This is a genomic window from Bradyrhizobium sp. AZCC 2230, from assembly GCF_036924495.1.
GTDB classification, from domain to species: domain Bacteria; phylum Pseudomonadota; class Alphaproteobacteria; order Rhizobiales; family Xanthobacteraceae; genus Bradyrhizobium; species Bradyrhizobium rifense.
Map to the genome: position 1 here is coordinate 7,344,808 of NZ_JAZHRS010000001.1, position 25,242 is coordinate 7,370,049.

Annotated in this window: 27 protein-coding genes; 18 read left to right on the forward strand and 9 right to left on the reverse strand. The window is 63.6% G+C overall.

What is annotated here, in order from left to right; translation table 11 throughout:
• Window positions 1–2 precede the first annotated feature (2 nt).
• Window positions 3–1,013 carry a zinc-dependent alcohol dehydrogenase family protein gene (locus V1280_RS35035; RefSeq protein WP_334535181.1) on the reverse strand — a complete coding sequence of 337 codons (1,011 nt, stop codon included), beginning with the start codon at window positions 1,011–1,013 and terminating at the stop codon, window positions 3–5.
• An 84-nt stretch (window positions 1,014–1,097) separates the two neighbouring features.
• Here V1280_RS35035 and V1280_RS35040 point away from each other — a divergent pair, with 84 nt between their 5' ends.
• Complete coding sequence (locus V1280_RS35040) at window positions 1,098–1,445, forward strand: MerR family transcriptional regulator (protein ID WP_334535183.1); 348 nt, start codon at window positions 1,098–1,100, stop codon at window positions 1,443–1,445.
• A 57-nt stretch (window positions 1,446–1,502) separates the two neighbouring features.
• Here the strand turns inward: V1280_RS35040 and V1280_RS35045 are convergent, their stop codons facing one another.
• Window positions 1,503–2,087, reverse strand: coding sequence for an amidohydrolase family protein (locus tag V1280_RS35045; protein WP_334535185.1), 585 nt, complete (start codon window positions 2,085–2,087; stop codon window positions 1,503–1,505).
• A 160-nt stretch (window positions 2,088–2,247) separates the two neighbouring features.
• Between V1280_RS35045 and V1280_RS35050 the strand changes: the two genes are divergently transcribed.
• From V1280_RS35050 to V1280_RS35070, 5 genes are read left to right on the forward strand one after another with little or no spacing between them, the layout of a single operon-like run.
• Window positions 2,248–2,613, forward strand: a complete 366-nt coding sequence (locus V1280_RS35050; RefSeq protein WP_334535187.1) for a hypothetical protein — start codon at window positions 2,248–2,250, stop codon at window positions 2,611–2,613.
• 55 nt (window positions 2,614–2,668) lie between these two features.
• Window positions 2,669–3,940: a divalent metal ion exporter subunit IhpA gene (gene ihpA, locus V1280_RS35055; RefSeq protein ID WP_334535189.1), complete on the forward strand. Its 1,272-nt coding sequence runs from the start codon at window positions 2,669–2,671 to the stop codon at window positions 3,938–3,940.
• On the forward strand, window positions 3,937–4,893 hold the full coding sequence (gene ihpB / locus V1280_RS35060) for a divalent metal ion exporter adaptor subunit IhpB (RefSeq protein ID WP_334535191.1): 957 nt from the start codon (window positions 3,937–3,939) through the stop codon (window positions 4,891–4,893). Before ihpA ends, ihpB begins: the two co-directional genes overlap by 4 nt.
• Window positions 4,886–8,089: an efflux RND transporter permease subunit gene (locus V1280_RS35065; protein ID WP_334535193.1), complete on the forward strand. Its 3,204-nt coding sequence runs from the start codon at window positions 4,886–4,888 to the stop codon at window positions 8,087–8,089. Before ihpB ends, V1280_RS35065 begins: the two co-directional genes overlap by 8 nt.
• Window positions 8,086–8,457: a hypothetical protein gene (locus V1280_RS35070; RefSeq protein WP_334535195.1), complete on the forward strand. Its 372-nt coding sequence runs from the start codon at window positions 8,086–8,088 to the stop codon at window positions 8,455–8,457. Before V1280_RS35065 ends, V1280_RS35070 begins: the two co-directional genes overlap by 4 nt.
• A gap of 143 nt (window positions 8,458–8,600) precedes the next feature.
• Here V1280_RS35070 and V1280_RS35075 read toward each other — a convergent pair whose 3' ends face one another.
• Window positions 8,601–9,485: an amidohydrolase family protein gene (locus tag V1280_RS35075; RefSeq protein WP_334535197.1), complete on the reverse strand. Its 885-nt coding sequence runs from the start codon at window positions 9,483–9,485 to the stop codon at window positions 8,601–8,603.
• 297 nt (window positions 9,486–9,782) lie between these two features.
• On the opposite strand from V1280_RS35075, the gene ykgO reads away from it, so the two are divergent.
• The 3 genes from ykgO (at window position 9,783) to V1280_RS35090 (ending at window position 11,041) form a co-directional block, all read left to right on the forward strand.
• Complete coding sequence (ykgO, locus tag V1280_RS35080; protein ID WP_006611362.1) at window positions 9,783–9,908, forward strand: type B 50S ribosomal protein L36; 126 nt, start codon at window positions 9,783–9,785, stop codon at window positions 9,906–9,908.
• Window positions 9,909–10,016: 108 nt separating this feature from the next.
• Window positions 10,017–10,655 carry a tetratricopeptide repeat protein gene (locus tag V1280_RS35085; protein ID WP_334535199.1) on the forward strand — a complete coding sequence of 213 codons (639 nt, stop codon included), beginning with the start codon at window positions 10,017–10,019 and terminating at the stop codon, window positions 10,653–10,655.
• A gap of 125 nt (window positions 10,656–10,780) precedes the next feature.
• Window positions 10,781–11,041, forward strand: a complete 261-nt coding sequence (locus V1280_RS35090) for a hypothetical protein (RefSeq protein ID WP_334535201.1) — start codon at window positions 10,781–10,783, stop codon at window positions 11,039–11,041.
• Window positions 11,042–11,047: 6 nt separating this feature from the next.
• Here V1280_RS35090 and V1280_RS35095 read toward each other — a convergent pair whose 3' ends face one another.
• Window positions 11,048–12,289 carry a hypothetical protein gene (locus V1280_RS35095; RefSeq protein ID WP_334535202.1) on the reverse strand — a complete coding sequence of 414 codons (1,242 nt, stop codon included), beginning with the start codon at window positions 12,287–12,289 and terminating at the stop codon, window positions 11,048–11,050.
• 209 nt (window positions 12,290–12,498) lie between these two features.
• Here V1280_RS35095 and glf point away from each other — a divergent pair, with 209 nt between their 5' ends.
• Window positions 12,499–13,704 (forward strand): UDP-galactopyranose mutase, encoded by a 1,206-nt coding sequence (gene glf / locus V1280_RS35100; RefSeq protein ID WP_334535203.1) that lies wholly within the window; start codon window positions 12,499–12,501, stop codon window positions 13,702–13,704.
• Window positions 13,705–13,767: 63 nt separating this feature from the next.
• Here glf and V1280_RS35105 read toward each other — a convergent pair whose 3' ends face one another.
• The gene (locus V1280_RS35105; protein ID WP_334535204.1) at window positions 13,768–13,950 is read right to left on the reverse strand and encodes a hypothetical protein; all 183 of its coding nucleotides are present in this window, start codon (window positions 13,948–13,950) and stop codon (window positions 13,768–13,770) included.
• Between the two features lie 331 nt (window positions 13,951–14,281).
• Between V1280_RS35105 and V1280_RS35110 the strand changes: the two genes are divergently transcribed.
• Window positions 14,282–15,238: an alpha/beta fold hydrolase gene (locus V1280_RS35110; RefSeq protein WP_334535206.1), complete on the forward strand. Its 957-nt coding sequence runs from the start codon at window positions 14,282–14,284 to the stop codon at window positions 15,236–15,238.
• Here the strand turns inward: V1280_RS35110 and V1280_RS35115 are convergent.
• From V1280_RS35115 to cycA, 3 genes are all read right to left on the reverse strand, one after another.
• Entirely contained in the window at window positions 15,235–15,546 is a 312-nt protein-coding gene (locus tag V1280_RS35115) for a HigA family addiction module antitoxin (protein WP_334535208.1), read from the reverse strand. The genes V1280_RS35110 and V1280_RS35115 overlap by 4 nt on opposite strands.
• A gap of 9 nt (window positions 15,547–15,555) precedes the next feature.
• Window positions 15,556–15,852 carry a type II toxin-antitoxin system RelE/ParE family toxin gene (locus tag V1280_RS35120; RefSeq protein ID WP_334535210.1) on the reverse strand — a complete coding sequence of 99 codons (297 nt, stop codon included), beginning with the start codon at window positions 15,850–15,852 and terminating at the stop codon, window positions 15,556–15,558.
• A 118-nt stretch (window positions 15,853–15,970) separates the two neighbouring features.
• Entirely contained in the window at window positions 15,971–16,366 is a 396-nt protein-coding gene (gene cycA / locus V1280_RS35125; protein WP_334535212.1) for a cytochrome c-550 CycA, read from the reverse strand.
• Between the two features lie 253 nt (window positions 16,367–16,619).
• On the opposite strand from cycA, the gene V1280_RS35130 reads away from it, so the two are divergent.
• Window positions 16,620–18,113 carry an FAD-linked oxidase C-terminal domain-containing protein gene (locus V1280_RS35130; protein ID WP_334535214.1) on the forward strand — a complete coding sequence of 498 codons (1,494 nt, stop codon included), beginning with the start codon at window positions 16,620–16,622 and terminating at the stop codon, window positions 18,111–18,113.
• Between the two features lie 18 nt (window positions 18,114–18,131).
• A complete protein-coding gene (locus tag V1280_RS35135) occupies window positions 18,132–19,295 on the forward strand; it encodes an acyltransferase family protein (protein WP_334535216.1) in 1,164 nt (387 codons plus the stop codon).
• A 48-nt stretch (window positions 19,296–19,343) separates the two neighbouring features.
• On the opposite strand, the gene V1280_RS35140 is transcribed toward V1280_RS35135, so the two are convergent.
• Window positions 19,344–19,679, reverse strand: a complete 336-nt coding sequence (locus V1280_RS35140; protein WP_334535218.1) for a putative quinol monooxygenase — start codon at window positions 19,677–19,679, stop codon at window positions 19,344–19,346.
• A gap of 321 nt (window positions 19,680–20,000) precedes the next feature.
• Between V1280_RS35140 and V1280_RS35145 the strand changes: the two genes are divergently transcribed.
• The 5 genes from V1280_RS35145 (at window position 20,001) to V1280_RS35165 (ending at window position 25,177) form a co-directional block, all read left to right on the forward strand.
• On the forward strand, window positions 20,001–20,690 hold the full coding sequence (locus V1280_RS35145; protein ID WP_334535219.1) for an ArsR/SmtB family transcription factor: 690 nt from the start codon (window positions 20,001–20,003) through the stop codon (window positions 20,688–20,690).
• A 33-nt stretch (window positions 20,691–20,723) separates the two neighbouring features.
• Window positions 20,724–21,959 carry an FAD-binding protein gene (locus V1280_RS35150; protein ID WP_334535220.1) on the forward strand — a complete coding sequence of 412 codons (1,236 nt, stop codon included), beginning with the start codon at window positions 20,724–20,726 and terminating at the stop codon, window positions 21,957–21,959.
• Complete coding sequence (gene glcF, locus V1280_RS35155; RefSeq protein WP_334535221.1) at window positions 21,960–23,282, forward strand: glycolate oxidase subunit GlcF; 1,323 nt, start codon at window positions 21,960–21,962, stop codon at window positions 23,280–23,282. It begins immediately after the preceding gene.
• Window positions 23,283–23,350: 68 nt separating this feature from the next.
• Window positions 23,351–23,719, forward strand: coding sequence for a histone (locus V1280_RS35160; protein WP_334535223.1), 369 nt, complete (start codon window positions 23,351–23,353; stop codon window positions 23,717–23,719).
• Between the two features lie 453 nt (window positions 23,720–24,172).
• A complete protein-coding gene (locus V1280_RS35165; RefSeq protein WP_334535225.1) occupies window positions 24,173–25,177 on the forward strand; it encodes a TorF family putative porin in 1,005 nt (334 codons plus the stop codon).
• Window positions 25,178–25,242: the final 65 nt, after the last annotated feature.

Genomic DNA, 25,242 nt, shown 5'->3' on the forward strand with positions numbered 1-25,242 from the left:
TTCTAAAGCTTCACGACGACCTTGCCGAAATGTGAGCCGCTCCGCAGGTGAGCATAGGCTTCAGGGACTTCGTCGAAACCGTAGATGCGATCCACGATCGGGTGAATCGCATGTTCGGTCAGGAGCCGATTCATCGCGGCGAAATGTGCGACCGATCCGACGGTGACACCGATGATGTCGGCATTCTCCCACTGGAGGCGCGCGAGGTCGGGCTTCGGGCCGAACCCGGTCAAGACACCGATTTGAATGATCTTGCCGCCTGAAGCGACCGATCGCAGCGATCGGTCATAGGTACCGGGACCGCCGAGTTCGAGGATATGACTGGCGCCTGCGCCATCCGTCGCCTTCATCAGGGCGACATCCCAGTCGGGCGTGTCGCGGTAGTTGATGAGGATCGAGCCGCCCAGCGTCTTGGCGCGGGTAAGCTTTTCATCCGAGGAGGAGATCACAATCGCGCGCGCTCCGAGCGCCGCTGCGAATTGAAGTCCGAACAGTGCGACACCGCCCGTTCCCTGGACGAGCAGCGTGTCGCCCTGGCCCATTCCGCCGCGCGCGATGAGGCCGTGCCAGGCCGTGACGCCGGCGCAGGGGAGGGTCGCCGCTTCGACCGCGGATAGATGTGCCGGCACGGCGACGAGCGCGGTTGCCGGCAGCACGACATACTCTGCCAGCATGCCGTCCGTCTTGTCGCCGCCGAGAGATGACGCAACGTAGCTGGCCTTGAAAGGCCCGGAGACCCAATCGCGAAAGAACGACGCGACAACGCGGTCGCCGACCCGCCATTGCAGGACGTCGGCGCCGATGGCGTCAATGACGCCTGCGCCGTCGCTGAGCGGCACGCGGCCGTCGAGCCCGCCTTGGCCCGCACGGTCGAGGATGAGGAGGTCGCGGTAGTTGAGACTAGCCGCTTCGACACGGATGCGAACTTCCCTGTCGGCGGGTTCAGGCTTGCCGAGATCGACGCGCACAAGACGGCCGCGACCGGCATGGCCATTCAAATGGTAGGCTTTCATCGTTGCACCCTTCACAAGCGGCATGACTTGGATGAGCGCAGTCTGTAGGGTCTGACAGCGCTGTCAGGGTCAAGGGGTTTTCAGATGAAAATTGGCGAACTCTCCCGGAGGACGGGGGTCAGCGTCCGGATGCTGCGTTATTACGAAGGCGAAGGGCTGCTGGCGCCGCAGCGGACCGGTTCCGGTTATCGCGACTATGGCCCGGCGGAGGAGGAGACGGTTCGGCGGATCAAAATGCTTGGCTCAGCCGGGATGACGCTCGAGACGATCCAGCAATTGCTTCCGTGCGTGCGGAACAACGATCCAGCCTTCACGCCGTGCAAAGAGTTGCGACGAATACTCGCCCAGCAGGTCGGCCTGATCGACGAACGCATCGAGACACTCAGCCAGAGCCGGACGATCCTGGCCGGCTATCTGGCAAGCGTGAACTGATCGCGCTGACGCGCCAACGTCCGCCCTTGGCTGTGGGCGGACGTCGTGAGGACGCGGCTAGATCCCCAGAATCTTCCTTGCGTTGGCCTTCAACACTTTCGGCCGGATCTCGTCGCGGATCTCGATCTTGGCAAAATCCGACAGCCAGCGGTCCGGCGTGATCACCGGCCAGTCCGAGCCGAACAGCATCTTGTCCTGCAGGATCGAGTTGATATAGCGGACCAGGATCGGCGGGAAATATTTCGGCGACCAGCCGGAGAGGTCGATATAGACGTTCGGCTTGTGGGTCGCGACCGACAGCGCCTCTTCCTGCCAGGGGAAGGAGGGATGGGCGAGGATGATCTTGAGGTCGGGGAAGTCAGCCGCCACGTCGTCCATGTACATCGGGTTGGAATATTTCAGCCGCATGCCCATGCCGCCGGGCATGCCCGAGCCGACGCCGGTCTGTCCGGTGTGGAACAGCGCGATCGCGCCGCCATTGTTGATCTCTTCGTAGAGCGGATAGGCCATGCGGTCGTTGGCGTAAAAACCCTGCATGGTCGGATGGAATTTGAAGCCGCGCACCCCGTATTCCTCGATCAGCTTGCGCGCCTCGCGCACGCCGAGCTTGCCCTTGTGCGACGTCGAGCGGGGGGCCGGCATCACGACATCGAACGCCTTTAGCGAGACGTTGCAATTAACAGGCAGCGGCGCAAGCTTGCGAACCTGAACGATTGGGTCAGCATCGCAGCTGGCTGCCAACCACCCAAGAGCGCCAAGTTTATGATAGTTTTACCTGCTGATCCTTGTTATCCGTGGGCGCATGAGGCGAAAAACCGGCCATAGATCGCGTTCGGCGGTATCTGCTCTACGCGGGATTCTGACCGCGTTCCTGACGATGGCTTATGTGGTCGTCGGGATCGGCGGCGAGATTTCCTGCGCCGAGGAGACGCTTGAGATTACCGGTCAGGTCGGCGTGGATATTGCGCCGGACAAAGTCGACCAGGGCACCAAGAAATCCGTCACAGTGGTCGATCATTGCTACACCTGCGTGCCTCTGTTGCTACCGGCTCCGGTGCTGGTAGCGGAGCCGCCGGCAGAGCCGATAGCTCTGGCCTTCACGACGCCGACGTTCCTTCTGGAAGATTATCCCGCGCTGGATACGCCGCCGCCCAAAGGACTAGCCTGAACGCGTCTTCGGAGCGCATCAGCGCTCGATTGATTGGTTCGTCAGGTAGCTCTTCATGTTCGTCAAGTCAGCCACGCGCCTTGCGTGCGCGGTGGCGTTTCTGGCCAGCCCGTGGCTGGCAGGCCCGTCTTACTCGCAGACCCTCACGATGAGGGCCGCGCTGTCGCGCGCGCTTGCCGCCAGCCCACGTTTGATCGCTGCCGACCGCGACGTTGGCGTCGCCACCGGCCAACGCATCCAGGCAGGGGCCCTGATCAACCCAGCGGTTTCGTACGAACAGGACGATTCCTTCGGGACGCGTATCTACCGCGGGACGAAATCGGCGGAGACCACGCTCCAGATCAGCCAAGCCTTTGAATGGTTCGGAAAGCGGGAGGCGCGCATCGCGGCGGGGCAAGCCGGCATCGAGGTGGCGGCGATCCAGCGGACTGCGGTCCGGCTGGAGGTGCTCTCCGAAACTGCCATCGCCTTCCTGAACGTGCTCGGTGCGCAGCGGCGGATCCAAATACTCGACGAGCAGATCGGCGCAATCGACCGGCTGACTCCGCTCCTCCAGCGGCGCGTCGAGGCCGGCGCGTCTTCGCCAGCAGAAACCGGACGGGCGGAGGTTGCCTCGGCCCTTGTGAAAGCGGATCGCGAACGGGTCAGAGCTACGCTCGCGAGCGCACGGCGCGAACTGGCCGTCCTGATGGGAGACACGGCACCCAAATTCGGGGCAGTCTCGGGGCGTCTCGACGCCGCGGGGCGGCCGCCTTCGTTCCAGTCGGTGGTGGCCGCGATCGATGCGAACCCGCAATTGGTGCGTTGGACCGCCGTCTACGCCCAGCGGAACGCCGAACTCCTGCTGGCTCGGCTGAGGCCATATCCCGACGTCAGCGTCGCCGCCGGGTGGCGGCACTTCAACGCGACGAACGACGATGCGGTCCGATTGACCCTCTCGGTGCCGATCCCGGTCTTCGATCAGAACCAGGGCAACATTCTTTCGGCTCAAGAAAGTCTGGCAAAGACGAAGGCGGAGCGGGAGGCAAATCGCAACACCCTGATTGTCGTCGCAGGCCGCGCCTACGATTCGCTGCAGGGTTCGCTGCGTGAACTGGCCGTCCTGCGTGAAAGCGCTATTCCAAAGGCGCAACAGGCCGCGGAGGCCATTTCGGAGGGGTACGGCCAGGGCCGCTACACGCTCCTCGAAGTGCTCGACGCCCAGGCCAGCGTGGCTCAGGCCCGGCTGCGCGAGCAGGAGGCGCTGCAGAACTTCCACATCGCCGTCGCGACCATCGAAGGGCTCGTCGGTAATCCCTTTTCGCTCGCCCGCGAGAGCTCACGATGATTTCCAGGACGATCGGACACCTTGCATTCATCCTTGTCGCCGCCGGATTAATCTACGGCGGCTATCGGATGATGACGCCTGCAACCACACACAGTGCGGCGACGGAGAAGAACCAGAAGGCGGAGAAGGAGGAAGCTTCGGAAGGCGTCACCATGAGCAACGCCAAGGTCGCCGCCGCAGGTATCGAGCTTGCGACCGCATCCCCTGCGGTTCTGCACGATAGCCTGCAGTTGAACGGAATGGTCCAGCCCAACCAGGAATCGCTGGTCCAGATCACGCCCCGCTTTCCGGGCATCGTGAGGGAGGTGCGCAAACGGATCGGCGACCGGGTGCAGAAAGGCGACGTGCTCGCGATCGTTGAAAGCAACCAAAGCCTTACGCCCTACGAACTCAAGGCGGTGCTCGCCGGAACGGTCATCGACAGACAGACCACCCTCGGCGAATACGCATCCGAGCAGAAGCCGGCGTTCGTGATCGCGGACCTGTCGACCGTCTGGGTCGATTTCTCGGTCTACCGACGCGACATAGGCAAGGTCCACGTCGGCGATCAGGTGCTCATCGATCCGGCGGACGCGCGGCCGGCGATCGCGGCCAAGATTTCGTATCTGTCGCCGGTCGGCAGCAGCGATACCCAGAGCGCGCTGGCCCGCGCGGTCGTGGAGAATGGCGATCAGCGCTTGCGTCCCGGCCTTTTCATAACCGGCCGTCTGAGCCTGTCGGAGAGAAAGGTCGATGTCGCCGTAAAGTCGTCGGCGCTGCAGTCGGTCGAAAACCGAGCCGTCGTCTTCGTGCGCAACGGCGAAAAATTCGAGCCGCGGGACGTCGAAATCGGCCAGCGCGATCCGGAGTTCGTTGAGATCACTTTCGGCGTGCTGCAGGGAGACCCCTATGCTGCCCGCAACAGCTTCATCCTGAAGTCGGAGATGGCGAAGGGAGCGGCCGACAATGATTGACGCGATCCTGTCGTTCTCGATCCGCTATCGATGGCTCGTCATGCTGGCCGCGTTGGCGATGGGCCTCTTGGGAGTCTGGAATTTCGCGCGTCTTCCGATCGATGCGGTTCCGGATATCACCAACGTGCAGGTTCAGATCAACAGCCGCGCCCCCGGGTATTCGCCGCTGGAAGTCGAGCAGCGCATCACCTTTCCGCTGGAGACGGCGATGGGAGGACTGCCGCTTCTGGAGAATACGCGTTCGCTGTCTCGCTACGGCATAAGTCAGGTCACCATCATATTCAGAGACGGGACCGACATCTACTTCGCAAGGCAGCTTGTCAATGAGCGCATCCAGCAGGTCAAGGACCAGCTTCCCCAAGGCATCGAGACTGCCATGGGACCGGTCTCGACGGGTTTGGGCGAAATCTACATGTACACGGTCGAAGCCAAACCGGAGGCCCGCAAACCGACGGGAGAATCGTTTAGCCCGACCGATTTGAGGACGATCCAGGACTGGATCATCAGGCCGCAGTTGAGGCCGGTGCCGGGCCTGAGCGAGATCAACACCATCGGCGGCTTCGAGAGGCAGATCCACGTCTTGCCGGATCCCGCGCAACTGATGGCCTACAAGCTCGGCTTTCGAGACGTCATGAATGCATTGGCGGCGAACAATGCCAATGTCGGCGCCGGCTACATCGAGCACAATGGCGAACAATATCTCGTCCGTGTCCCCGGACAGGTGAGCGAGATCGACGAAATCAGGCAGATCGTCATCGGTTCGCGCAACGGCGTTCCCGTTCGGATATCCGATGTAGCCGAAGTCACGGAAGGTAGGGATCTGCGCACCGGCGCGGGGACGGTCAACGGACAGGAAGCGGTGCTCGGCACCGCGATGCTGCTGATCGGCGAAAACAGTCGTGCCGTCGCCCGGCGGGTCGACGCAAAGCTCCAGGACATAGCTCGATCGCTGCCGGACGGTGTCGTCACGCGCACCCTCTACGACCGGACGCGATTGGTCGAGGCGACCATTGCGACCGTCCGGACCAACCTCGTCGAGGGCGCGCTCCTGGTCGTGGTCGTACTGTTCCTGATTCTGGGTAACTTCAGGGCGGCCGTCGCGACCGCCTGCGTCATCCCGCTCTCGATGCTGTTCGCCATCACCGGCATGGTGGGAAACAAGGTCAGCGCCAACCTGATGAGCCTGGGCGCCATCGATTTCGGCATCATCGTAGATGGCGCCGTCATTATCGTGGAGAACTGCTTGCGGCTTCTCGCCGCCGCGCAGCACCGCCTCGGGCGGCCTTTAGAGCGGGAAGAACGCTTTGCGACCATTCTGGCCGCATCGAGGGAAGTGATCCATCCCAGCCTGTTCGGGACCTTCATCATCGCCGCGGTTTACCTTCCCATCCTGACGCTGACGGGCGTCGAGGGGAAGATGTTCACGCCGATGGCCCTGACGGTGCTCATGGCGTTGGCCGGCGCGAGCGTTCTTACGCTGACGTTCGTGCCAGCGGCTGTCGCGATTCTCGTCACTGGCAGCGTGTCAGAGCGCGAGAATGTCCTGATGAGGGCCGCCCGCTCGCTCTACCGTCCGTTGCTGGACGGGGCGATCCGGCACAGGTTGGAAGTTGCCGTTGTCGCAGTCCTGCTGATCGGCCTCTGCGCTATCGCCGCCACCAGCATGGGCGGCGAATTCATTCCGAGCCTCGACGAGGGCGATATCTCGATGGAGGTGCTGCGTATCCCCGGCACCAGTCTCACGCAGTCGGTTGAGATGCAGGAGATGGTCGAAAAGCGGTTGCTCAAGCTGCCCGAGGTGCAGATCGTGTTCGCGCGAACCGGCACGGCGGAGGTCGCGGTGGATCCGATGCCGGTCTCGGGAGCGGACGCCTACGTGATGCTGAAGCCGCGGGAACAATGGCCGGACCCGCGCAAGACGAAAGCAGCAATCGTGGCGGATGTTCAGGAGGCGCTGGCGGACGTTCCGGGCAACGCCTACGGGATATCCCAGCCGATCCAGCAGCGCATGAACGAGCTCGTCTCGGGGGTCCGCAGCGATGTCGGCGTGAAGATATTCGGCGACGATCTCGATGTTCTGGTGAGAGCCGCCGCGCAGGTGCAGGCCATCCTGCAAAAGGTGCTGGGCGCGGCCGATGTCAAAAGCGAGCAAGTTCAAGGGCTCTCCGTCCTGACCGTCAAGGTGGATCGCCAGGCGTTGTCGCGCTACGGGATCAACGTCGCCGACGTGCAGAACCTGGTCGAGATCGCAGTGGGCGGCAAGAACGCTGGCCGCACCTTCGAAGGGGATCGTCGGTTCGATGTCGTTGTCAGGCTGCCGGAAGGCCAGCGCTCGGACGTCGACGCCATCCGTTCGCTACCGGTGCCGCTGCCGGCGCTCGATAACCCGACGAAAACGACCGCGGCATTGTGGGGGAATACTCCGCTCGCCCAGATTCGGTACGTCCCGTTGTCGGAGATCGCCCAGATCGACCTGGTGCCGGGACCGAACCAGATCAGCCGCGAGGATGGCAAGCGCAGGATCGTCGTCACTGCAAACGTGAGGGGGCGCGATCTCGGCTCGTTCGTCGCCGAGGCCCAGGACCGGGTGGCAAGGCAAGTGAAACTGCCGGCCGGATACTGGATCGGATGGGGCGGCCAATTCGAGCAACTCGTCTCCGCCACACAGCGCCTGATGGTTGTCGTTCCGCTCGCCCTGTTTCTCATCTTCGCGTTGCTGTTCCTCAGTCTCCGGTCCATGCCTGACGCCATCCTGGTCTTCAGCGGCGTACCGCTCGCCTTGACGGGCGGAGTCGGAGCGCTGCTGCTTAGGGGCATCCCGCTTTCGATCAGCGCGGGCGTCGGCTTCATCGCTCTTTCCGGCGTTGCCGTGCTGAACGGCCTGGTGATCATCACGTTCATCGAAAAGCTGCGAAGGGAAGGCCTCGCGATTGCGGATGCCGTGCGGCAGGGCGCCCTTACGCGCTTGCGGCCCGTCCTCATGACCGCGCTCGTCGCCTCGTTCGGCTTCGTGCCGATGGCGGTTGCGACCGGCGCCGGCGCCGAGGTGCAGCGGCCCCTCGCCACCGTCGTCATCGGCGGGATCATTTCGTCGACCATACTGACGCTTCTGGTGCTGCCGGCCCTCTACGTTCTGTTCCGGCGGGAAGAGAAGCGGAAACCGACACTGTCGCAACCAAGTGGAGCAACGCCATGAGATTCGTGTTCGCGCTTATCGCAGCCCTGATGTTCGCCGGCACTGCTGGCGCCGAGGACTACGAAAAGGGCCCCAACGGCGGCCTGATGCTCGACGTGGCCGGCATTGACGCCGAACTGCTGACCTCGGGCAACACCGTGACCATCAACGTGTGGGAGCCGTTCAAGCCGAACCCGGTTTCGACCAAGGGCTTCTCGGGCGCGATCCTCATCGTTGGCGGTGCCGGACGTGAGACCGTACAGCTCGCGCCTTCAGGCACAAACTCCCTGAAGGGAGATGCCAAGAACTCCATCGGACCTGGTACGACCATCACGCTCACGATCAAGACCGCCGAGGGCAAGTCGGGTCAAGTGAAGTTCAAACAGTAGTAAGCCAGGCCCGCACTGAACAGCGGACCGCGGCAATCGTCGGCCTGGGTGCGACGACATTCCAGCCCTTCAACGACGATGTGAGGTCGAATCAAAAATTGAGCAAGAGGGCTTCGATTACCCGAAGCCCTCTTGCGCTGAGGCTAGATCCCCAGAATCTTTCTTGCGTTGGCCTTCAACACTTTCGGCCGGATCTCGTCGCGGATGTCGATCTTGGCGAAGTCCGACAGCCAGCGGTCCGGCGTGATCACCGGCCAGTCCGAGCCGAACAGCATCTTGTCCTGCAGGATCGAGTTGATATAGCGGACCAGGATCGGCGGGAAATATTTCGGCGACCAGCCGGAGAGGTCGATATAGACGTTCGGCTTGTGGGTCGCGACCGACAGCGCCTCTTCCTGCCAGGGGAAGGAGGGGTGGGCGAGGATGATCTTGAGGTCGGGGAAGTCAGCCGCGACGTCGTCCATGTACATCGGGTTGGAATATTTCAGCCGCATGCCCATGCCGCCCGGCATGCCCGAGCCGACGCCGGTCTGTCCGGTGTGGAAGAGCGCGATCGCGCCGCCATTGTTGATCTCTTCGTAGAGCGGATAGGCCATGCGGTCGTTGGCGTAAAAACCCTGCATGGTCGGATGGAATTTGAAGCCGCGCACGCCGTAGTCCTCGATCAGCTTGCGCGCCTCGCGCACCCCGAGCTTGCCCTTGTGCGGGTCGATCGAGACGAAGGGGATGAGGACGTCGAGATGGTCGGAGGCGATCTCCAGCATCTCTTCATTCTTGTAGCGGCGGAAGCCGGTCTCGCGTTCGGCATCGACCGGGAAGATCACGGCGGCGATGTTCTTGGAGCGGTAGTAGGCCGCGGTCTCCGGCACGGTCGGCGGATGCTTGTGCGGCGACTTGAAATAGTCCGCCATCTGCGCCTGGAAATCGTCATAGCCGTCGTCGGGATGGGTGCCGCAGGGTTCTTCGGCATGGGTGTGGATGTCGATGGCGACGACATCGTCGATATCAGGCAGCTTCAGCTTCGGCATTGGTGTCCTCCCGACGGGTTGCCAAATTGATTATATGATATAACGAATTTGGCAAGGCAGCTTATCAGCCTGGTAGATCGGGCCGATCCGGCCGTTTCTACTGTGCATGGGGTTGTTTTCACGAATTTGCCGGTTCGGAACCGGGCAGTTAACATTGACATGACCTGCCGCCATGCCTTAAGAACCGCCCCGTCCCGGGCGGTCGGTCCGCCAGCGGGAAAGATCTCATTTTGCCACATTCGCGCGTGCCGAAACGGTAGTGCCGAACACGGCCTTTCGAACGTTCAGGATTCTGCCATGAAGGTCCGTAACTCGTTGAAGTCGCTGCGCGGTCGCCATCGCGCCAACCGCCTGGTCCGCCGCAAGGGCCGGGTCTATGTGATCAACAAGGTGCAGCGCCGCTTCAAGGCTCGCCAGGGCTGATTGCCCTCGCGGTCGCCTTTACGCGCGCCCCCCGCAAGACCACGGTCTCACACGAGTTTGACGCCGCCCTGCTTTGCAAGGGCGGCTTTACGCGTTTAGACTTCGGCGATGGCAGTGAGATTCCCTTTCGCGCGTACGCTGTGTCTGGCCCTGGTTCTCGGAACGGCGGGCCTTGCGCCGGCGCTGGCGCAGGATGATCCGGCTCCGCCGGCGAAACAGCAGAAGAAGCTGCCGGAAGCGCCGGCCAAGCTGCCCAAGGCCGAGCGCACCAAGAACCTCGATTTCCTGTTCGGCGCGCTGAAGGCTGCTCCTGACGAAGACAGCGCCAAGCATGTCGAGGCGCGGATCTGGGCGATCTGGCTCCAGACCCCGAGCGACACCGCAGCATTGTTGATGGCGCGGGCCAAGGCGGCCGTCGATGCGAAGAAGATCGAGGTCGCGATCAAGCTGCTGGATTCGGTCATCAAGCTCAGGCCCGATTACATCGAAGCCTGGAACCGGCGCGCCACGCTCTATTACATGCAGAACGATTATGCCCGCTCGCTCGCCGACATCCGTGAGGTGCTGACCCGCGAGCCCCGTCATTTCGGCGCGCTCGCAGGGCTCGGCATGATCATGCAGGACGTCGGTGACGAGAAGCGCGCGCTCGAGGCCTATCGCAAGGCGCTCGCCGTCAATCCGCACCTCGAGAAGATCCCCGATCAGGTGAAGGCTTTGACCGAGAAGGTCGAAGGCCGCGACATCTAGCCGATAACTCGATCATCTTTCGAGCGGTTGCGGCGCGTGGCGATTAACCACGATCGGATCCGCAATCTCGCAAGGACTATTGTCGCCGCCGCCGCAGGTCTACCTGCATGGCAGGAGCAAAAGCCATGAAGCGTTTGATCTTTGCTTGCAGCTTGCTGTTGGCGTCGGGAACGATGAGCCTCGCCGACGGACTGTTCTGGGTGGTCGGCAATCGCGCCACCGGCAAATGCAACATCGTGACCAGCAATCCGGTCATCGACGGCGACATCTGGTTCGGCGATGGCCCTTACAAATCCAAGGACGATGCCAAGCTTGCACGCTCGACCATCCGCGCCTGTCCCGCGCTCACGCCCGACGAGCAAAAAGCCGAAGACGGCGCAGGCTGAGCCAACTCAGGCTGCCGCCGTCGAGCGCTCCCTGGTCCAATAGCTCGCCGGCGAGGGCGCCGCGGGAATCAATCTCGCGCCGGGCTTGCCCGCCATCTGCATCGTGATCTCGCAAATGTCCTGCACCGAGCGCTGCATGGAGAGACGTGGATAGGTCTCGGCGAGCGTCGCAGCGGTCGCCGCCTGCGCAGCCAGGGGATCATCGAGCACGGCCTCGACGGCTGCGGCGATACTGTCGGCATCGTGGCCGAAGCCGAAGCGCGAGAGGCGCGGGAAATTCGCCTGCGAGAAGCTGTTGGCATCGAAGATCGGCACGGTCGAAGCGCCGAGCGCGAAGAACACGCGGTCATGCACCGAGAGATCGACATTCGGATTGAGCGAGGCCGCGCCGAGATAGGTTCCGAGCGTTTCGCGCAGCGTGTCGAACGGCATGGCGCCGAGGAGACGGGCGTGACGCGTCTCGGCCTGGAAATCCTCCCAGCCGCCGCCGATGAAATCCACCGGGTATTTGGACAGCACCGCGCCTACCTCACGGGCGCGTACCGCCCGCGTGTAATTGTCGAGGCGGGTCAGGATCGCATTGAAGACATCACCGCCGGGCGTGAGATGGACGAGATGCTCGGCAGCCACGTTGCAGATGATCTCGGGAAAGGCGGAGCAGGTCTTGCCGCGCGCAGCAGCGATCGCATCGAACAGGATGGCGAACAATTTTGGTGGCAACGCCTTGCGCCAGGAGCGCTCGAGTTTGGCCGGATTCCAGTCGGACTTGGCGAAGACGATCCGGCCGTTGCGCTTGTCGGCCGGCAGGGCGCCGAAGAAGCCGGGATCGGGAATGCCGATATGGGCCCCGAACGCCGCGCCATTGGCGTGCAGATGGTCACGGTTGAACGCGGCATGATCCGGAAACACGTAGCCGTGGACGACGTAAGGACTGTCCAACCGGTGGCGGCGCACGAAATAGGAGGGGTGATCGCAGTTCCAGTTGAACACGGGGATCTGCGCCGCGTCCCAGAGCAGCTTGCCCTCCCTGGCGTAGATCTCGAGGCCGATTCCCGACATCACGAGCGCCATCATCTCGTCGCGCCGCGGCAGCAGGGCTTCCATCCGTGCCGGCGTATCGGGTGCCTCCAGATCGAGGATCTTCACCTCATGGCCGAGCCGGTCGAGCTCGGCCCCCGCCATCAAGAGGATGCCGCGAACCGATTGATAAGCGCTGTTGGTCGCTGACAGGATGCAGATCACGGACATGGTCGACGGTCTCCGAGCAATGGCGTCGCCCGGCTTGTCGATCGCACCGCCGCCGCGCCCTGACCGTTGAACGATCCGGGGTGCCCGTCCCGGGCTCACGAATTGTTGGCGCGGCGTGCAATTATTCCGCCTGAGCCGGCGTCCCTCGCCGTTGAAGCCTCGTCGGCCACGGATTTGTGCGCTTGCGACGCCGACAGGGTGAGGAACGCATGCAGCTTGATGGCTTCGACGTCGTGGTTGTGGGCGCCGGCTTCTTCGGCGCGACGATCGCCGAGCGGGTGGCAAACGAGCTCGGGCGGAAAGTCTGCGTGGTCGACCGGCGCGCTCATATCGGCGGCAACGCCTATTCGGAGATTGACCCCGACAGCGGCATCGAGGTGCATCGCTACGGCACGCATATCTTTCACACCAACTCGGAAACGGTCTGGCGCTATCTGCAGCGCTTCACCGAATTCACCAGCTACCGACATCGCGTCTTCACGGTGGCGCGCGGGCAGCTCTATTCCATGCCGATCAATCTGGCGACCATCTCTGCCGCGTTCGGCCGTGCCATGACGCCGCAAGAGGCGAAGCTCGTGATTGCGGCCGAGGCCGACGCCCATGGTCACGCCCATGTACACGTCCATGGCGCGAGCGCCGCCCAGAACCTGGAGGACAAGGCGATCGCTTCCGTCGGCCGTACCCTCTACGACCTTCTCATCCGCGGCTATACGCAGAAGCAGTGGCAGACCGAGCCGAGCGAGCTCTCGGCCGATATCATCGGCCGCCTGCCGGTGCGGCTCAATTTCGACGACCGCTATTTCGCCGATCGCTACGAGGGCATGCCGGTCGACGGCTACACCGCGATTTTCCAGCGCATGCTCAAGTCACCAAATATCGAGCTCCGTCTCGGCGTCGATTATTTCGATATCGCCGATCAGATCCGCCCCGAGCAGCTCGTGATCTATACCGGGCCGATCGACCGCTTCTTCCGCTATCGCTGTGGCGAGCTCGGCTGGCGCACCGTCGACTTCGCGCGCGAGGTGCATGACGTCCCTGACTTGCAGGGCACTTCGGTCATCAACTACGCCGACGCGGACGTTCCCTTCACCCGAATCCACGAATTCAGGCATCTGCATCCCGAACGCGACTACCGGGAGCCGAAGACCACGATCTATCGCGAATTTTCCCGCTTCGCCGGCCGCGACGACGAGCCCTACTACCCGATCAACACCGCCGCCGACCGGGCCATCCTGTCCGGTTACCGCATGATGATGGAGAAGCGTCCGAACGTCATCTTCGGCGGTCGCCTCGGCTCCTATAAATATCTCGATATGCACCAGGCGATCGGCGCGGCGCTCAAGACCTTCGAGACTGAGGTCGCGGCGTTCCTCGCGGGGCGAGGCCTGCCTTCACTTGCGGCGATGGCGGGCTGAGCGGACCGACTTTACGCGGGACGGAAAGACGGCTCTCATCCTGTAAACAGAGGCCGGTTGGGCCTAGTGCAGGACGCTGCCGCCGCGTTCCGCGAGACCATGATCGGCGGCGGCGGCATAGGCCTTTGCGAGCTCCGCCTCGAGATGCTCGTTGATCAGGAGCAGCGCCCGCACGGCACCGCGCAGGTCGCCGTTGCAGCTCGCGACGATCTCGTCGATTGCGGTATCGTTCGATCTCAAGCTCATCGAAAAATCCTCCGGTTCAAACCAGGACAATCTTGCCGGTCTTTCCTGCATCCCCTGAGGTTGCTGCGAGGAGGATCGGCGCCCACCCGCGTCTAGAGACGGAACCGACCGTGGCGATTATAAGGAAGCTGCGATGACGACTGGATGAAGCTGGTCTGAGGCTTGTGAGGCACCGCATATAGCTATTGATTCCATTGAGTTTTTTAGCTCAGTAGTTATGCACATATCCACAGGCCGGCGTTTCCGGTGGAAGTGCTGAGCTGCCTTGCGCGAAACTGCCGCCCGCCTAACCCGTAACTGCGATGTGCCCTGGATTGCCCGGACTCTCTCCATGATCGCGATGTCAGCGGTGACGGCGCTGGTGCTGCTGGCGCTGGTCACGCAGGCCGGAATTGTCGCCGTGCAGCGCGCCTATCCGCCGCAGGGCCGGATGATCGAGGTCGATGGCGCTGTGCTCCACGTCGTCGACATCGGCCCGCGCGATGCGGGCCTGCCGATCGTGATGCTGCATGGCGCGAGCTCCAACCTCGAAGTGATGCGGCATCCGCTTGGCGAGCTCCTGGCGAAGCAGCATCGCGTCATCCTGATCGACCGTCCCGGCCACGGCTGGAGCACGCGCGCGCGCCGGCAGGATTCGACGCCGGACATCCAGGCGCGGATGATCGACGCGGCGCTCGGCAAGCTCGGGGTCGATCGTGCGGTCTTCGTCGTGCATTCCTGGAGCGGCGCACTCGGCGCGCGATTGGCGCTCGATCATGCGAGCCGCGTCGCCGGCCTCGTGATGCTGGCGCCGGTGACCCATCCCTGGCGCGGCGGCGTCGGCCGCTACAACGAGATCATCGCAACGCCGGTGATCGGCCCGCTGCTCGCCTACACCATCACGTTGCCACTGGGCTATTTCGTCGCCGCGTCCGGCGCGCGCAACGTTTTCCTGCCGCAGACGATGCCGGACGGGTTCGTGAAGGAGTCCGCGACGCCGCTGTTGCTGCGTCCGCGCGAATTCATCGCCAACGCCTATGATCTGGTGACGCTGAAGGAGGCCGTCGCCGCACAAGTCGCGCGCTACGGCGAGATCAGGGCGCCGGTTACGATCATCGCCGGCGCGCCCGACAAGACGGTGAAGACCGACATCCATGCGCGCCCATTCGCAGCGACGGTGCCGAACGCAAAGCTGATCGTGCTGCCCGATCTCGGCCACATGGTACAGAACGGGGTGCCGGACCTCGTGAAGACGGAGATCGAGACGATGATCGGGAAGATCGCTTCCGCAAACGCGGTCGGCGGCTAGGCAGCCTTATCGGCGAGAGGCTTGGCGCGCTCGATCCTTTTGCGCTCGCTGGGCGAATTCATCGCCTCCCAAAGATCAGTGCGGCGCTGAACGTTCAGCCAGAAGTCCGGGCTATTGCCAAAGACACGTGCGAGAATAAGGGCGGTGGCAGCGGTCACGTTCCGACGGTCGTTACAAAGCTCGTTGACGTGTTTGCGCTGCACGCCCATGGCCGTGGCGAGGGCCCCCTGGGTCAGGCCAAGGGGCCCCATGAATTCCTCGGTCAGAATTTGCCCGACCGTTGCCGGCTTGCGCTTGGTCATCAGCATGCGATCCGCCTATCTGTAGCTGTGATCGTCCAAATAGACGTCTTCGGCCTCTCCTCGGGTGCTGGACCATCGAAAGACCAGCCGCCATTGCTTGTTGATGCGAATCGAGTGTAGTCCCGCAAGATTGCCGCGCAGCTTCTCGAAATGATTGCTTGGGGGCACGCGTAGGTCCTGGTCCGACGTCGCGTCGTCGAGCATCTGAAGCTTGCGAAAAAGTCTATCCTCGAGATCTGCAGGAATCCGTCTTGATCTGACGTCGTCAACGAAGAACGCGCGCAGCCATTCGTCACGGAAACCCGAGATCATCAACAAGCTCCGCCGATTGAGGCATTGTACCACATGATGGTACATAAGCAAGGGCCCATGGCCGGCGGCGCTTCTTCAGGACGGCGCCTTAGCTGAGAAGGCGCCGCCGTTTGCCTGCTTACTGCTTGATCTTCCCGTCCTTGTCGAACTGCGACACGTAGGTCCAGAGATTGTTGATCTCGGTCTCGTTCTTGATGCCGGCGAACGCCATCTTGGTACCGGGGATCTTGGCCTTCGGATCCTTGATGTATTCCTTGAACAGCGCCTCGTTCCAGGTGATGCCGGAATTCTTGTTCGCATCCGAGTAATTGTAGTCGGGCGCGGTGCCCGACTTGCGGCCGTCGAGGCCGTTGAGCTCGGGGCCGACCTTGTTCTTGGCGCCTTCGCCGATGGCGTGGCAGGCCAGGCATTTGTTGAACGACGATTTGCCGGCCGCGGCATCCTGCGCCATCGCGCTGGAGGCCGTGGCAGTGACGGTGAGGATCATCAGCGCGCCAAAAGTCAGTTTTTTCATAGGGTGCTCTTCGTCTCTTTCCCAGTGGGTCTTATTCGGTCGGCGATCGTCGAACCCTGCCGGTTTTGGCACGGCCCGCTCGGCTTGGACAAGCCACGAAACCATGACAGGTTTCTTGATTTCCTACTTGTCCCAGAGCGAACTCGCCGGAAGATCGTTGCTCCGACTCGGGGATGGCCTACCCAAACGGCCGCGGACGTGGTTGATTTGTCGCGACAAATCGATCACGCGGCGTGAGCCGGAAGGATAAAGCATGGCCATCATGATGCCTGCGAGCGACCAGGCGGTGCTCGCGCGCCGCGCGGAGATCGTTGCTGCATTGCGCGCAATCGTGCCCGGCGAGGGCGTGATCGACAGCGCGGCCGAGATGCGGGCCTATGAATCCGACGGGCTGACCGCCTATCGGCAACCGCCGATGGTCGTGGTGCTGCCCGACACCACCGAGCAGGTCTCGCTCGTCCTGAAATATTGTGCCGCCCACGGCATCAAGGTGGTGCCGCGCGGCTCCGGCACGTCCTTGTCCGGTGGCGCGCTGCCGCTGGAGGACGGCGTGCTGCTGGGCCTCGGCAAGTTCAAGCGCATCCGCGAGATCGATTTCGACAATCGCGTCGTCGTCACCGAGCCCGGCGTCACCAATCTCGCGATCAGCGAGGCGGTCGCGCATGCCGGCTTCTATTACGCGCCCGATCCGTCCTCGCAGATCGCCTGCTCGATCGGCGGCAATGTCGCGGAAAATTCCGGCGGCGTGCATTGTCTGAAATACGGCATGACCACCAACAACGTGCTCGGCTGCGAGATTGTCCTGATGAGCGGCGAGATTTTGCGCATCGGCGGCAAGTCGGCGGAGAACGCCGGCTATGATCTGATGGGCGTGATCACAGGATCGGAAGGTCTGCTCGGCGTCATCACCGAGATCACCGTGCGCATCCTGCAGAAGCCGGAGACGGCGCGCGCGCTGATGGTCGGCTTTGCGCAGGTCGAGGCGGCCGGCGAATGCGTGGCGCGCATCATCGGCGCCGGGATCATTCCTGGCGGCATGGAGATGATGGACAAGCCCGCGATCCACGCCGCCGAGGCCTTCGTTCATGCCGGCTATCCGCTCGATGTCGAAGCGCTGCTCATCATCGAGCTCGACGGTCCCAAGATCGAGGTCGACGAGCTGATCACGCGCGTCGAGACGATTGCCAATGCTTGCGGCTCGACCACCTGCCAGATCTCGACCTCGGAGGCCGAGCGCAATCTGTTCTGGGCTGGCCGCAAGGCCGCGTTCCCCGCGGTCGGGCGCATCTCGCCCGACTATCTCTGCATGGACGGCACCATCCCGCGCGGCGCGCTGCCAAAGGCGCTCGCCCGAATCCGCGAGCTCTCGGAAAAATACCAGCTCGGCTGCGCCAACGTGTTCCACGCCGGCGACGGCAATCTGCATCCGCTGATCCTCTACGATGCCAACAAGCCCGGCGAGATCGAACGCGCCGAAGCCTTCGGCGCCGACATCCTGCGCGCCTGCGTCGAGTTCGGCGGCGTGCTCACCGGCGAGCACGGCGTCGGCATCGAGAAGCGCGATCTGATGCCGGAGATGTTCAGCGAGGTCGACCTCAACCAGCAGCAGCGGCTGAAATGCGCCTTCGACTCGCAGGGTCTGCTCAACCCCGGAAAAGTGTTTCCGACCCTGCACCGCTGCGCCGAGCTCGGCCGCATGCATGTCCACGCGGGCAAGGTGGCGTTTCCGGACATCCCGCGGTTCTGACGGCCGGATATCTGGGGCATGGCGGAGGTGTCGGTCAATGCCACGAACGAAACGTCGGCCACGCCGGCGGCGAAGTCGCGGCTGCTGTTCGTCGACAACATCCGCTGGTCGATGATCGTTCTCGTGCTGAGCATGCACGCGGCCGACACCTACTCTCCGTTCGGCAATTGGTACTATGTCGACCGGCAGGAAACCGGCTTTGGTACGGCCTTGTTCTTCGGCATCTATCAGAGCTTCCTGCAGGCCTTCTTCATGGCGGCGCTGTTTTTCGTCGCCGGCTATTTCGCCGCCGGCGCCTTCGATCGGAAAGGATTTTCGAGATTTGCGCGTGATCGGTTGGTCAGGCTCGGTCTGCCGACCTTGCTCCACATGTTGGTGATCGGCCCGCTGACGCAGTATTTTCTGTCCTGGACCTGGGGCAACGGTGGTTTCGGCCATCAGTGGCTGATTCATCTGAAAGACGGCGAGTGGCTCTCCGAGACGGGGCCGATGTGGTTCTGCGCAGTGCTGCTGCTCGTCTCGCTGCTGTATGGCCTGATCCGCCGCACCGGATGGTGCGAACCGCAGCTCGCGCTGCACGGCACCGGGATTATCCTGTTTGTTGCGGCGATGGCGGCAACCACTTTTGCCGTTCGCATCGCGACCCATGCCGATGCTTCCGTGCTCAACGTTCACCCCGGCGATCTCCCGCAATACATTCTCATGTTTGCGGCCGGTAGCCTCGGCTATCGCGGCAATTGGATGCTTGGGGTTGCGGAACGTTCCTGCACCCACTGGGGACTGCTCGCGTTGTCCCTCTCGGTGCCGTTGTTTGCAGCGCTTGTGCTGTTCGGGGGCGGATTGCACGGCGACACGGCGCTCTATGCAGGCGGCTTCAACTTCGTCAGCGCCGGGAAGTGCCTGTGGGAGGCGCTGGTCTGCGTCGGCATGGGCCTCGTGATGCTGGCCGTCTACCGCCGCTATTTCGATACGCAGGGGCCGGTCGCCAAATGGCTCTCGGACAACGCCTTCGGCGTTTACCTGATCCATCCGCCGATCCTGATCGGCTTAGCCCTGCTGCTGCACGCGCTGCCGCTGTTCGCACTCACGAAGGCGTTGCTGCTGACCATGCTGGCCGCGATCGGCAGCCTCGCCGTCTCGGCGTTGATCCTGCGCAAATCGCCGCTGCGCGCGATCATCTAGTCGCGCGACGCCGCGGTCCGGTCTGAACCGCGGCGTGCGAACGGGTTCCTACAGCATCCCGTACTGCGCGCGCTCACGCTTTGTCAGCAGCGGCAGCGCCTGTCCGGCGATGTAGGTCTTGAAATGCGCGCTCTCCTGGTGCGCCTTGAACGCGGCTTCGTCGCGGAACAGTTCGTAGAACAGGAACTGCGCAGGATTGTCCGTAGCCCGCGAGATCAGGAACAGCTTGACGCCGTCCTCGCGCTGCGCCTCCGGCAGGAAGCGGTCGAGGATGGCGGCGATCCTGTCGGCCTCGCCGGGCTTGGCCTCCCATTGTGCGACCACGAGCAGGCCGCCGCCGTCGACGGCGTCGCTGATCGATTTCTGTGTTGCATAGTGGTTCATTGTCTTTGCTCCTTGCTCCTGTGCCTGAGATGACGCCGCCGTCCATGGCGAGAGATAGATCGCCAGGACGGCGATCACCGACCTGCGGCTGAACGCTTCACGTGCGCGCGGCGCTGGCCGTGGATGTGTCGATCGCTCCATCTGTGCCTCCATTGGTTCGTCTCGATCGCGATCGCTGCGACCATGTCGCGATGGCCTGCCTGTTGGGTTCGCCGGCGGTCGAAGTGTCGATGTCGTGAACATTTCGATCGTGATCGAAGCGTTACGGCGATGTCCTGTGCGACAAGCAGGATGGGTTTTCGTCACATGCCGGAGCCGGCCATGCCGACCATCGCACGCGAGCTCGCCGACCTGGCGGCCCTGATCGCCGATCCCGGCCGGGCTCTGATCCTGTCGCGACTGATGGACGGACGTGCGCAGACCGCGGGCGAGCTGGCGCTGGTTGCCGGCGTCACGCCGCAGACGGCGAGCTGGCATCTCGGCCGGCTGGTGCAGCACGCGCTTCTGAAGGTCGAGCGACGGGGACCGCGCCGGTTGTACCGGTTGGCCACACCGCTGGTCGCGCAGATCCTGGAGGGCATGATGACGGTTGCCGTGACCGGTCCGCCAAGTTCGCGGCCGCCGGCGCGGATCGATGCCGCGATGCGGCGAGCCCGGACCTGCTACGATCACCTCGCGGGCGAGCTCGGTGTCGCCCTCGCTGACGCGCTGCGGGAGCGCGACTATCTGGTTCTCGACCAGGAGGTTGGCGAGCTGACGGAAGCGGGCACGGCGTTCCTCGGCAGTTTCGGTCTCGATCTCCGCCCGTCGGCGCGGCACCGGCGGGTGCCGTGCCGGCCCTGTCTCGACTGGAGCGAACGCCGGCCGCATCTGGCCGGGCGGGCAGGGGCGGCGCTCGCCGAGCTGGCGTTCCAGCGGGACTGGATCCGCCGCCGGCCGCAGGGGCGCTCCGTCGAGATCACCGATGCCGGGCTTGACGCATTCCGCTCCCTGTTCGGTGTCCGCATTTGATTTTGGGACCAAATATCGTTACCCGCTAGACGCGTGGATACGCTCAGGGTCAGAGACGCCAAAGACGTCGAAGAGGTGGTGCGCGCGGCGATTGCCAATGAGCAGCCGCTCGAGATCATCGGTCATGGCAGCAAGCGCAGCATCGGGCACGCGATGGCGACCAACGCCGTGCTCGACGTCTCCGCGCTGAATGCGGTCATCTCCTACGAGCCCAATGAATTGATCGTGACGCTCCAGGCCGGCGCGCCGCTGGCCGACGTGTTGTCGCTGATCGATGCCAAGAACCAGCAATTCGCCTTCGAGCCGATCAACACCGCGCCGCTGCTCGGCACGCCCGCGCTCGGGACCATCGGCGGTATGATCGCGGCAGGCCTCGCCGGCCCGCGCCGGATCAAGGCGGGCGGGGCGCGCGACCATCTCCTGGGGGCGCATGCCGTCTCCGGCTTCGGCGACAGCTTCAAGACCGGCGGCAAGGTGGTGAAGAACGTCACGGGTTACGACCTCTGCAAGCTGCTTTCGGGCTCCTGGGGCACGCTTTCTGTTATGACCGAGGTCACGCTCAAGGTGATGCCAAAGCCCGAAGCCGAGCGAACGCTGCTGCTGCGCGGGCTGGATGATGCCGTCGCCAACAAGGCGATGACCGCGGCGCTCGGTTCGCCCTTCGACGTCTCCGCCGCCGCGCATCTGCCGAAATCGGCCTTCCGCGCCAGGACCGATGGGCTTGGCGATATCGCCGGCCAGGGCGAGGCGCTGACGGTGCTGCGGCTCGAGGGCATCACGGCCTCCGCCGCCCATCGCGCCGGCTCCCTGCGCGAATTGCTGGCGCCGTTCGGAACCGCCACCCTGATCGAGGACGCCGCGTCATCTGCGCTGTGGGCCACCATCCGCGATGTGCTCCCGTTCGCGGCCAGCGGCGCGCTCGGCGCCTGGCCGGTGTGGCGGATCGTCTGTCCGCCGGCGTCTGGCGCGGCGCTCGGCACGCAATTGGCGCGCGAGACCGGCGGCGACGTCATCTACGACTGGGGCGGCGGGCTGATCTGGGCTGCGTTGCCGCCGAAGGCCGACGCGCATGCCCCGGCCGTGCGCCAGCGGACCCATGCGTTCGGCGGGCATGCCACGCTGATCCGGGCCGCCGAGGACGTCAGGCGCAGCGTCGACGTGTTCCATCCGCAAGCCCCGGGTGTCGCCGCCCTGAGCGAACGGGTCCGCGCCAGTTTCGATCCGAAGTCGATTTTGAACCGGGGACGGCTGACGCGGGGCGCTTGCTGAATGAAGACCGAATTCTCACTCGCGCAACTCGCCGACCCCGACATCGCGGAAGCCGACAAGATCCTGCGCGCCTGCGTTCATTGCGGCTTCTGCACCGCGACCTGCCCGACCTACGTGCTGCTCGGCGACGAGCTCGATAGCCCGCGCGGCCGCATCTATCTGATCAAGGAGATGCTGGAGAAGGACCAGGCGCCGACGGCCGAGGTGGTCAAGCATGTCGACCGCTGCCTGTCGTGCCTGTCCTGCATGACGACCTGCCCCTCGGGGGTGAACTACATGCATCTCGTCGATCAGGCCCGTGTCAGGATCGAGCAGCGTTATCAGCGGCCGCTCACCGAGCGGCTGTTGCGCCAGGTGCTGGCCTTCGTCCTGCCCGACCCGCGGCGGTTTCGCATCAGCATGCGGCTGGCACAGCTGGCCCGGCCCTTTGCCGTCTTCCTGCCGACCCCGCGGCCCTCGGCCACGCCCGGCCTGATCCAGCGCCTCAAGGCGATGCTGGCGCTGGCCCCAGGCCGGCTGCCGGCCCCGGGCGCGCTTCCGGGCAGCGTGTTCGCAGCGCTTGGCAAGAAGCGCGGCCGGGTCGCGCTGCTCCAGGGCTGCGCCCAGCAGGTGCTGGCGCCGCGCATCAACCAGGCCGCTATCAGCCTGCTGACCCGTCACGGCATCGAGGTCGTCCTCGTCAGGGACGAGCAATGCTGCGGCGCGCTCACCCATCACCTCGGTCACGACGATGATGCGCTGGGCCGGGCCCGCGCCAACGTCACGGCGTGGCAGAGGGAAGCGGCCGGCGAGGGGCTCGACGCCATCCTGGTGACGGCGTCCGGCTGCGGCACGGTGATCAAGGACTACGGCTATCTGCTGCGCGAGGACGGCGCGTTCGCAGCCGATGCGGCGAAGGTGTCCGCACTTGCGAAGGACATCACTGAGTACATCGCCGGCCTTGGACTCGAACCCACCACGCGACAGGACAACATCGTCGTCGCCTATCACTCAGCGTGTTCGTTGCAGCACGGGCAGAAAATCACGGGCCTTCCGAAAGAATTGCTTTCCAAGAATGGATTCGTGGTGAAAGATGTCCCGGAGAGCCATTTGTGTTGCGGTTCGGCGGGGACCTACAACATTCTCCAGCCTGAGCTTGCGGGCCGGTTGCGCGATCGCAAGGTCGCCAACATCGCGAGCGTCAAGCCGGACATGATTGCCGCGGGCAATATCGGCTGCATGGTGCAGATTGCCAGTGGCACGTCAGTTCCGGTCGTACACACGATTGAGCTTCTCGATTGGGCTACGGGCGGGGCGCGGCCGGCATTGAATTTGTCGCGCTGAGCTTCGTCCCGGGGTGACGGCCGAAGGAGCCCGATCGACCATTGTTCGGCGGCAACAGGAGGACCACGATGGCGAAAGCGAGTAAGAAAAAAAGCAAGAAGGCCAAAAAGGCCAAGAAGGTTGTAGCGGCGAAGAAGGCGATGAAGAAGAAGGCGGCGAAGAAGTCCGCCAAGAAGGCCGCGAAGAAATTGGCCAAGAAGGCTGCGCCGAAGAAGGCCGCCAAGAAGACGGCAAAGAAGGCTGCGGCCAAGAAGGCCGTGAAGACGGCGGCACCGAAGAAGGCGGCCAAGCCAGCAGCACCGAAGAAGGCGAAGGCAGCTCCCGCGCCGAAGCCCGCAGCTCCCGTGGCAGCGCCGGCACCTGAGCCTGCCGCCGAGACGAGCTGGGCGATGCCTTCGTCTTCTGCGGAACCGACGCCGGCCGAAGGGCAGGGTTAGGTCCCAGGGTTGGGTCCAAAGGGTCGGGCCCAAGGCTAGAGCCAGGCTCAGGCCAAAGGCCCGGTCCGTCTCGCCGGCCACGATCGATAGCAGGAAGGCCGCAGCGGCGACGCTGCGGCCTTTTTGCATCGCCGCTCCGGCTGCCGGAGGCTGCCCTTTTTTGAGTCACCTGATTCGTAGCACCCGTGCCACGGCGTGGCGGACCTACGTAGTATCCCGGACGGATCTGTGCACTTTGGAGTGAAAATAATGTGATCGAGAAGCAACACCGGCTGACAACCTTTCGTGGAATCGTCAGAACGCCCAAAAAGTCGGCAGATGCCCGTGTTTTTTGCTTCACGGTTCACATCCCTCAATCCAGATTGCGGTGGTAACGGAATTTGCAATCAGGTCGGGTGTCCCGGGGGGCTTCCGGAACTCGACCGGGGTCTAGAACTGGTGATGGGGATCGAAATGAAGAAAGTGGCTTTGTTGGCAACGGCGCTGGCAATGGTGACGACGGGTTCGGCTTTCGCGGCAGATCTGCATGTGAAGGCACTGAAGGCTCCGCCGCCGCCCGCCTTTGATCCCTGGGATATCGCCTTCGGCGGCGCGATCATGAGCGACTACATCTTCCGCGGCGTGACCCAGTCGAACCACAAGCCGTCGGTCGCCGCTTATTTCGAGCCGCGCTACAACGTCACCAAGGACCTCCAGCTGTACGCCGGCGTGTCCGCGGAGAGCATCTCCTTCGCCAACCGTGCTGCGGCTGAAGTCGACGTCTACGGCGGTATCCGCCCGACCTTCGGCGCCTTTGCCTTCGACATCGGTGTCTGGGGCTATTTGTACCCGGGCGGAAGCTGTGCGGACAACGTGCTCACCGGCGGCATTCCTGGCGGCGGCGTGTGCGGCGTCAGCACCACGACCATTTTCCTCGCCGACGGCAACGTCATGAAGAAGGACGTCAGCTTCTTCGAAGTCTACGGCAAGCTGAATTACACCATCAACGACAACTGGTCGGTCGGCGTGAACGAGTACTACTCGCCGAACTTCCTGAACTCGGGCGCCTGGGGCAACTATGCTTCGTTGACGGCGAAGTGGACCGCGCCGAGCACGACGTTCGGCGCTTCCGGCTTCGGCATGTATGTCTCGGGTGAGTTCGGCCGGCAGTGGCTGGGCACCTCGGACGCCTTCTATGGCATCCCCGGAACGATCTATGCCAACGGCATTCCCTACAAGGACTACAACACCTGGAACATCGGCGTCGGCTTCACCTACAAGGTGTTCACGCTGGACCTGCGCTACTCCGGCACCGACCTGAACAAGGGTGATTGCAACGCCTTCACCAGCGCCTTCAACGCCACCGGCACCACCAACGTGACCGCGATCAATCCGGGCGGCGCCGGCTCGAACTGGTGCGGCTCGGCCGGTATCGCCAAGCTCTCCTTCGACCTGACGGCGATGAGCAACCTGAAGTAAGTTTTGTCCCGAGACGACTAACGAGGGCGGCAGAGCAACCTGCCGCCCTTTTGTTTTGGGGTAGC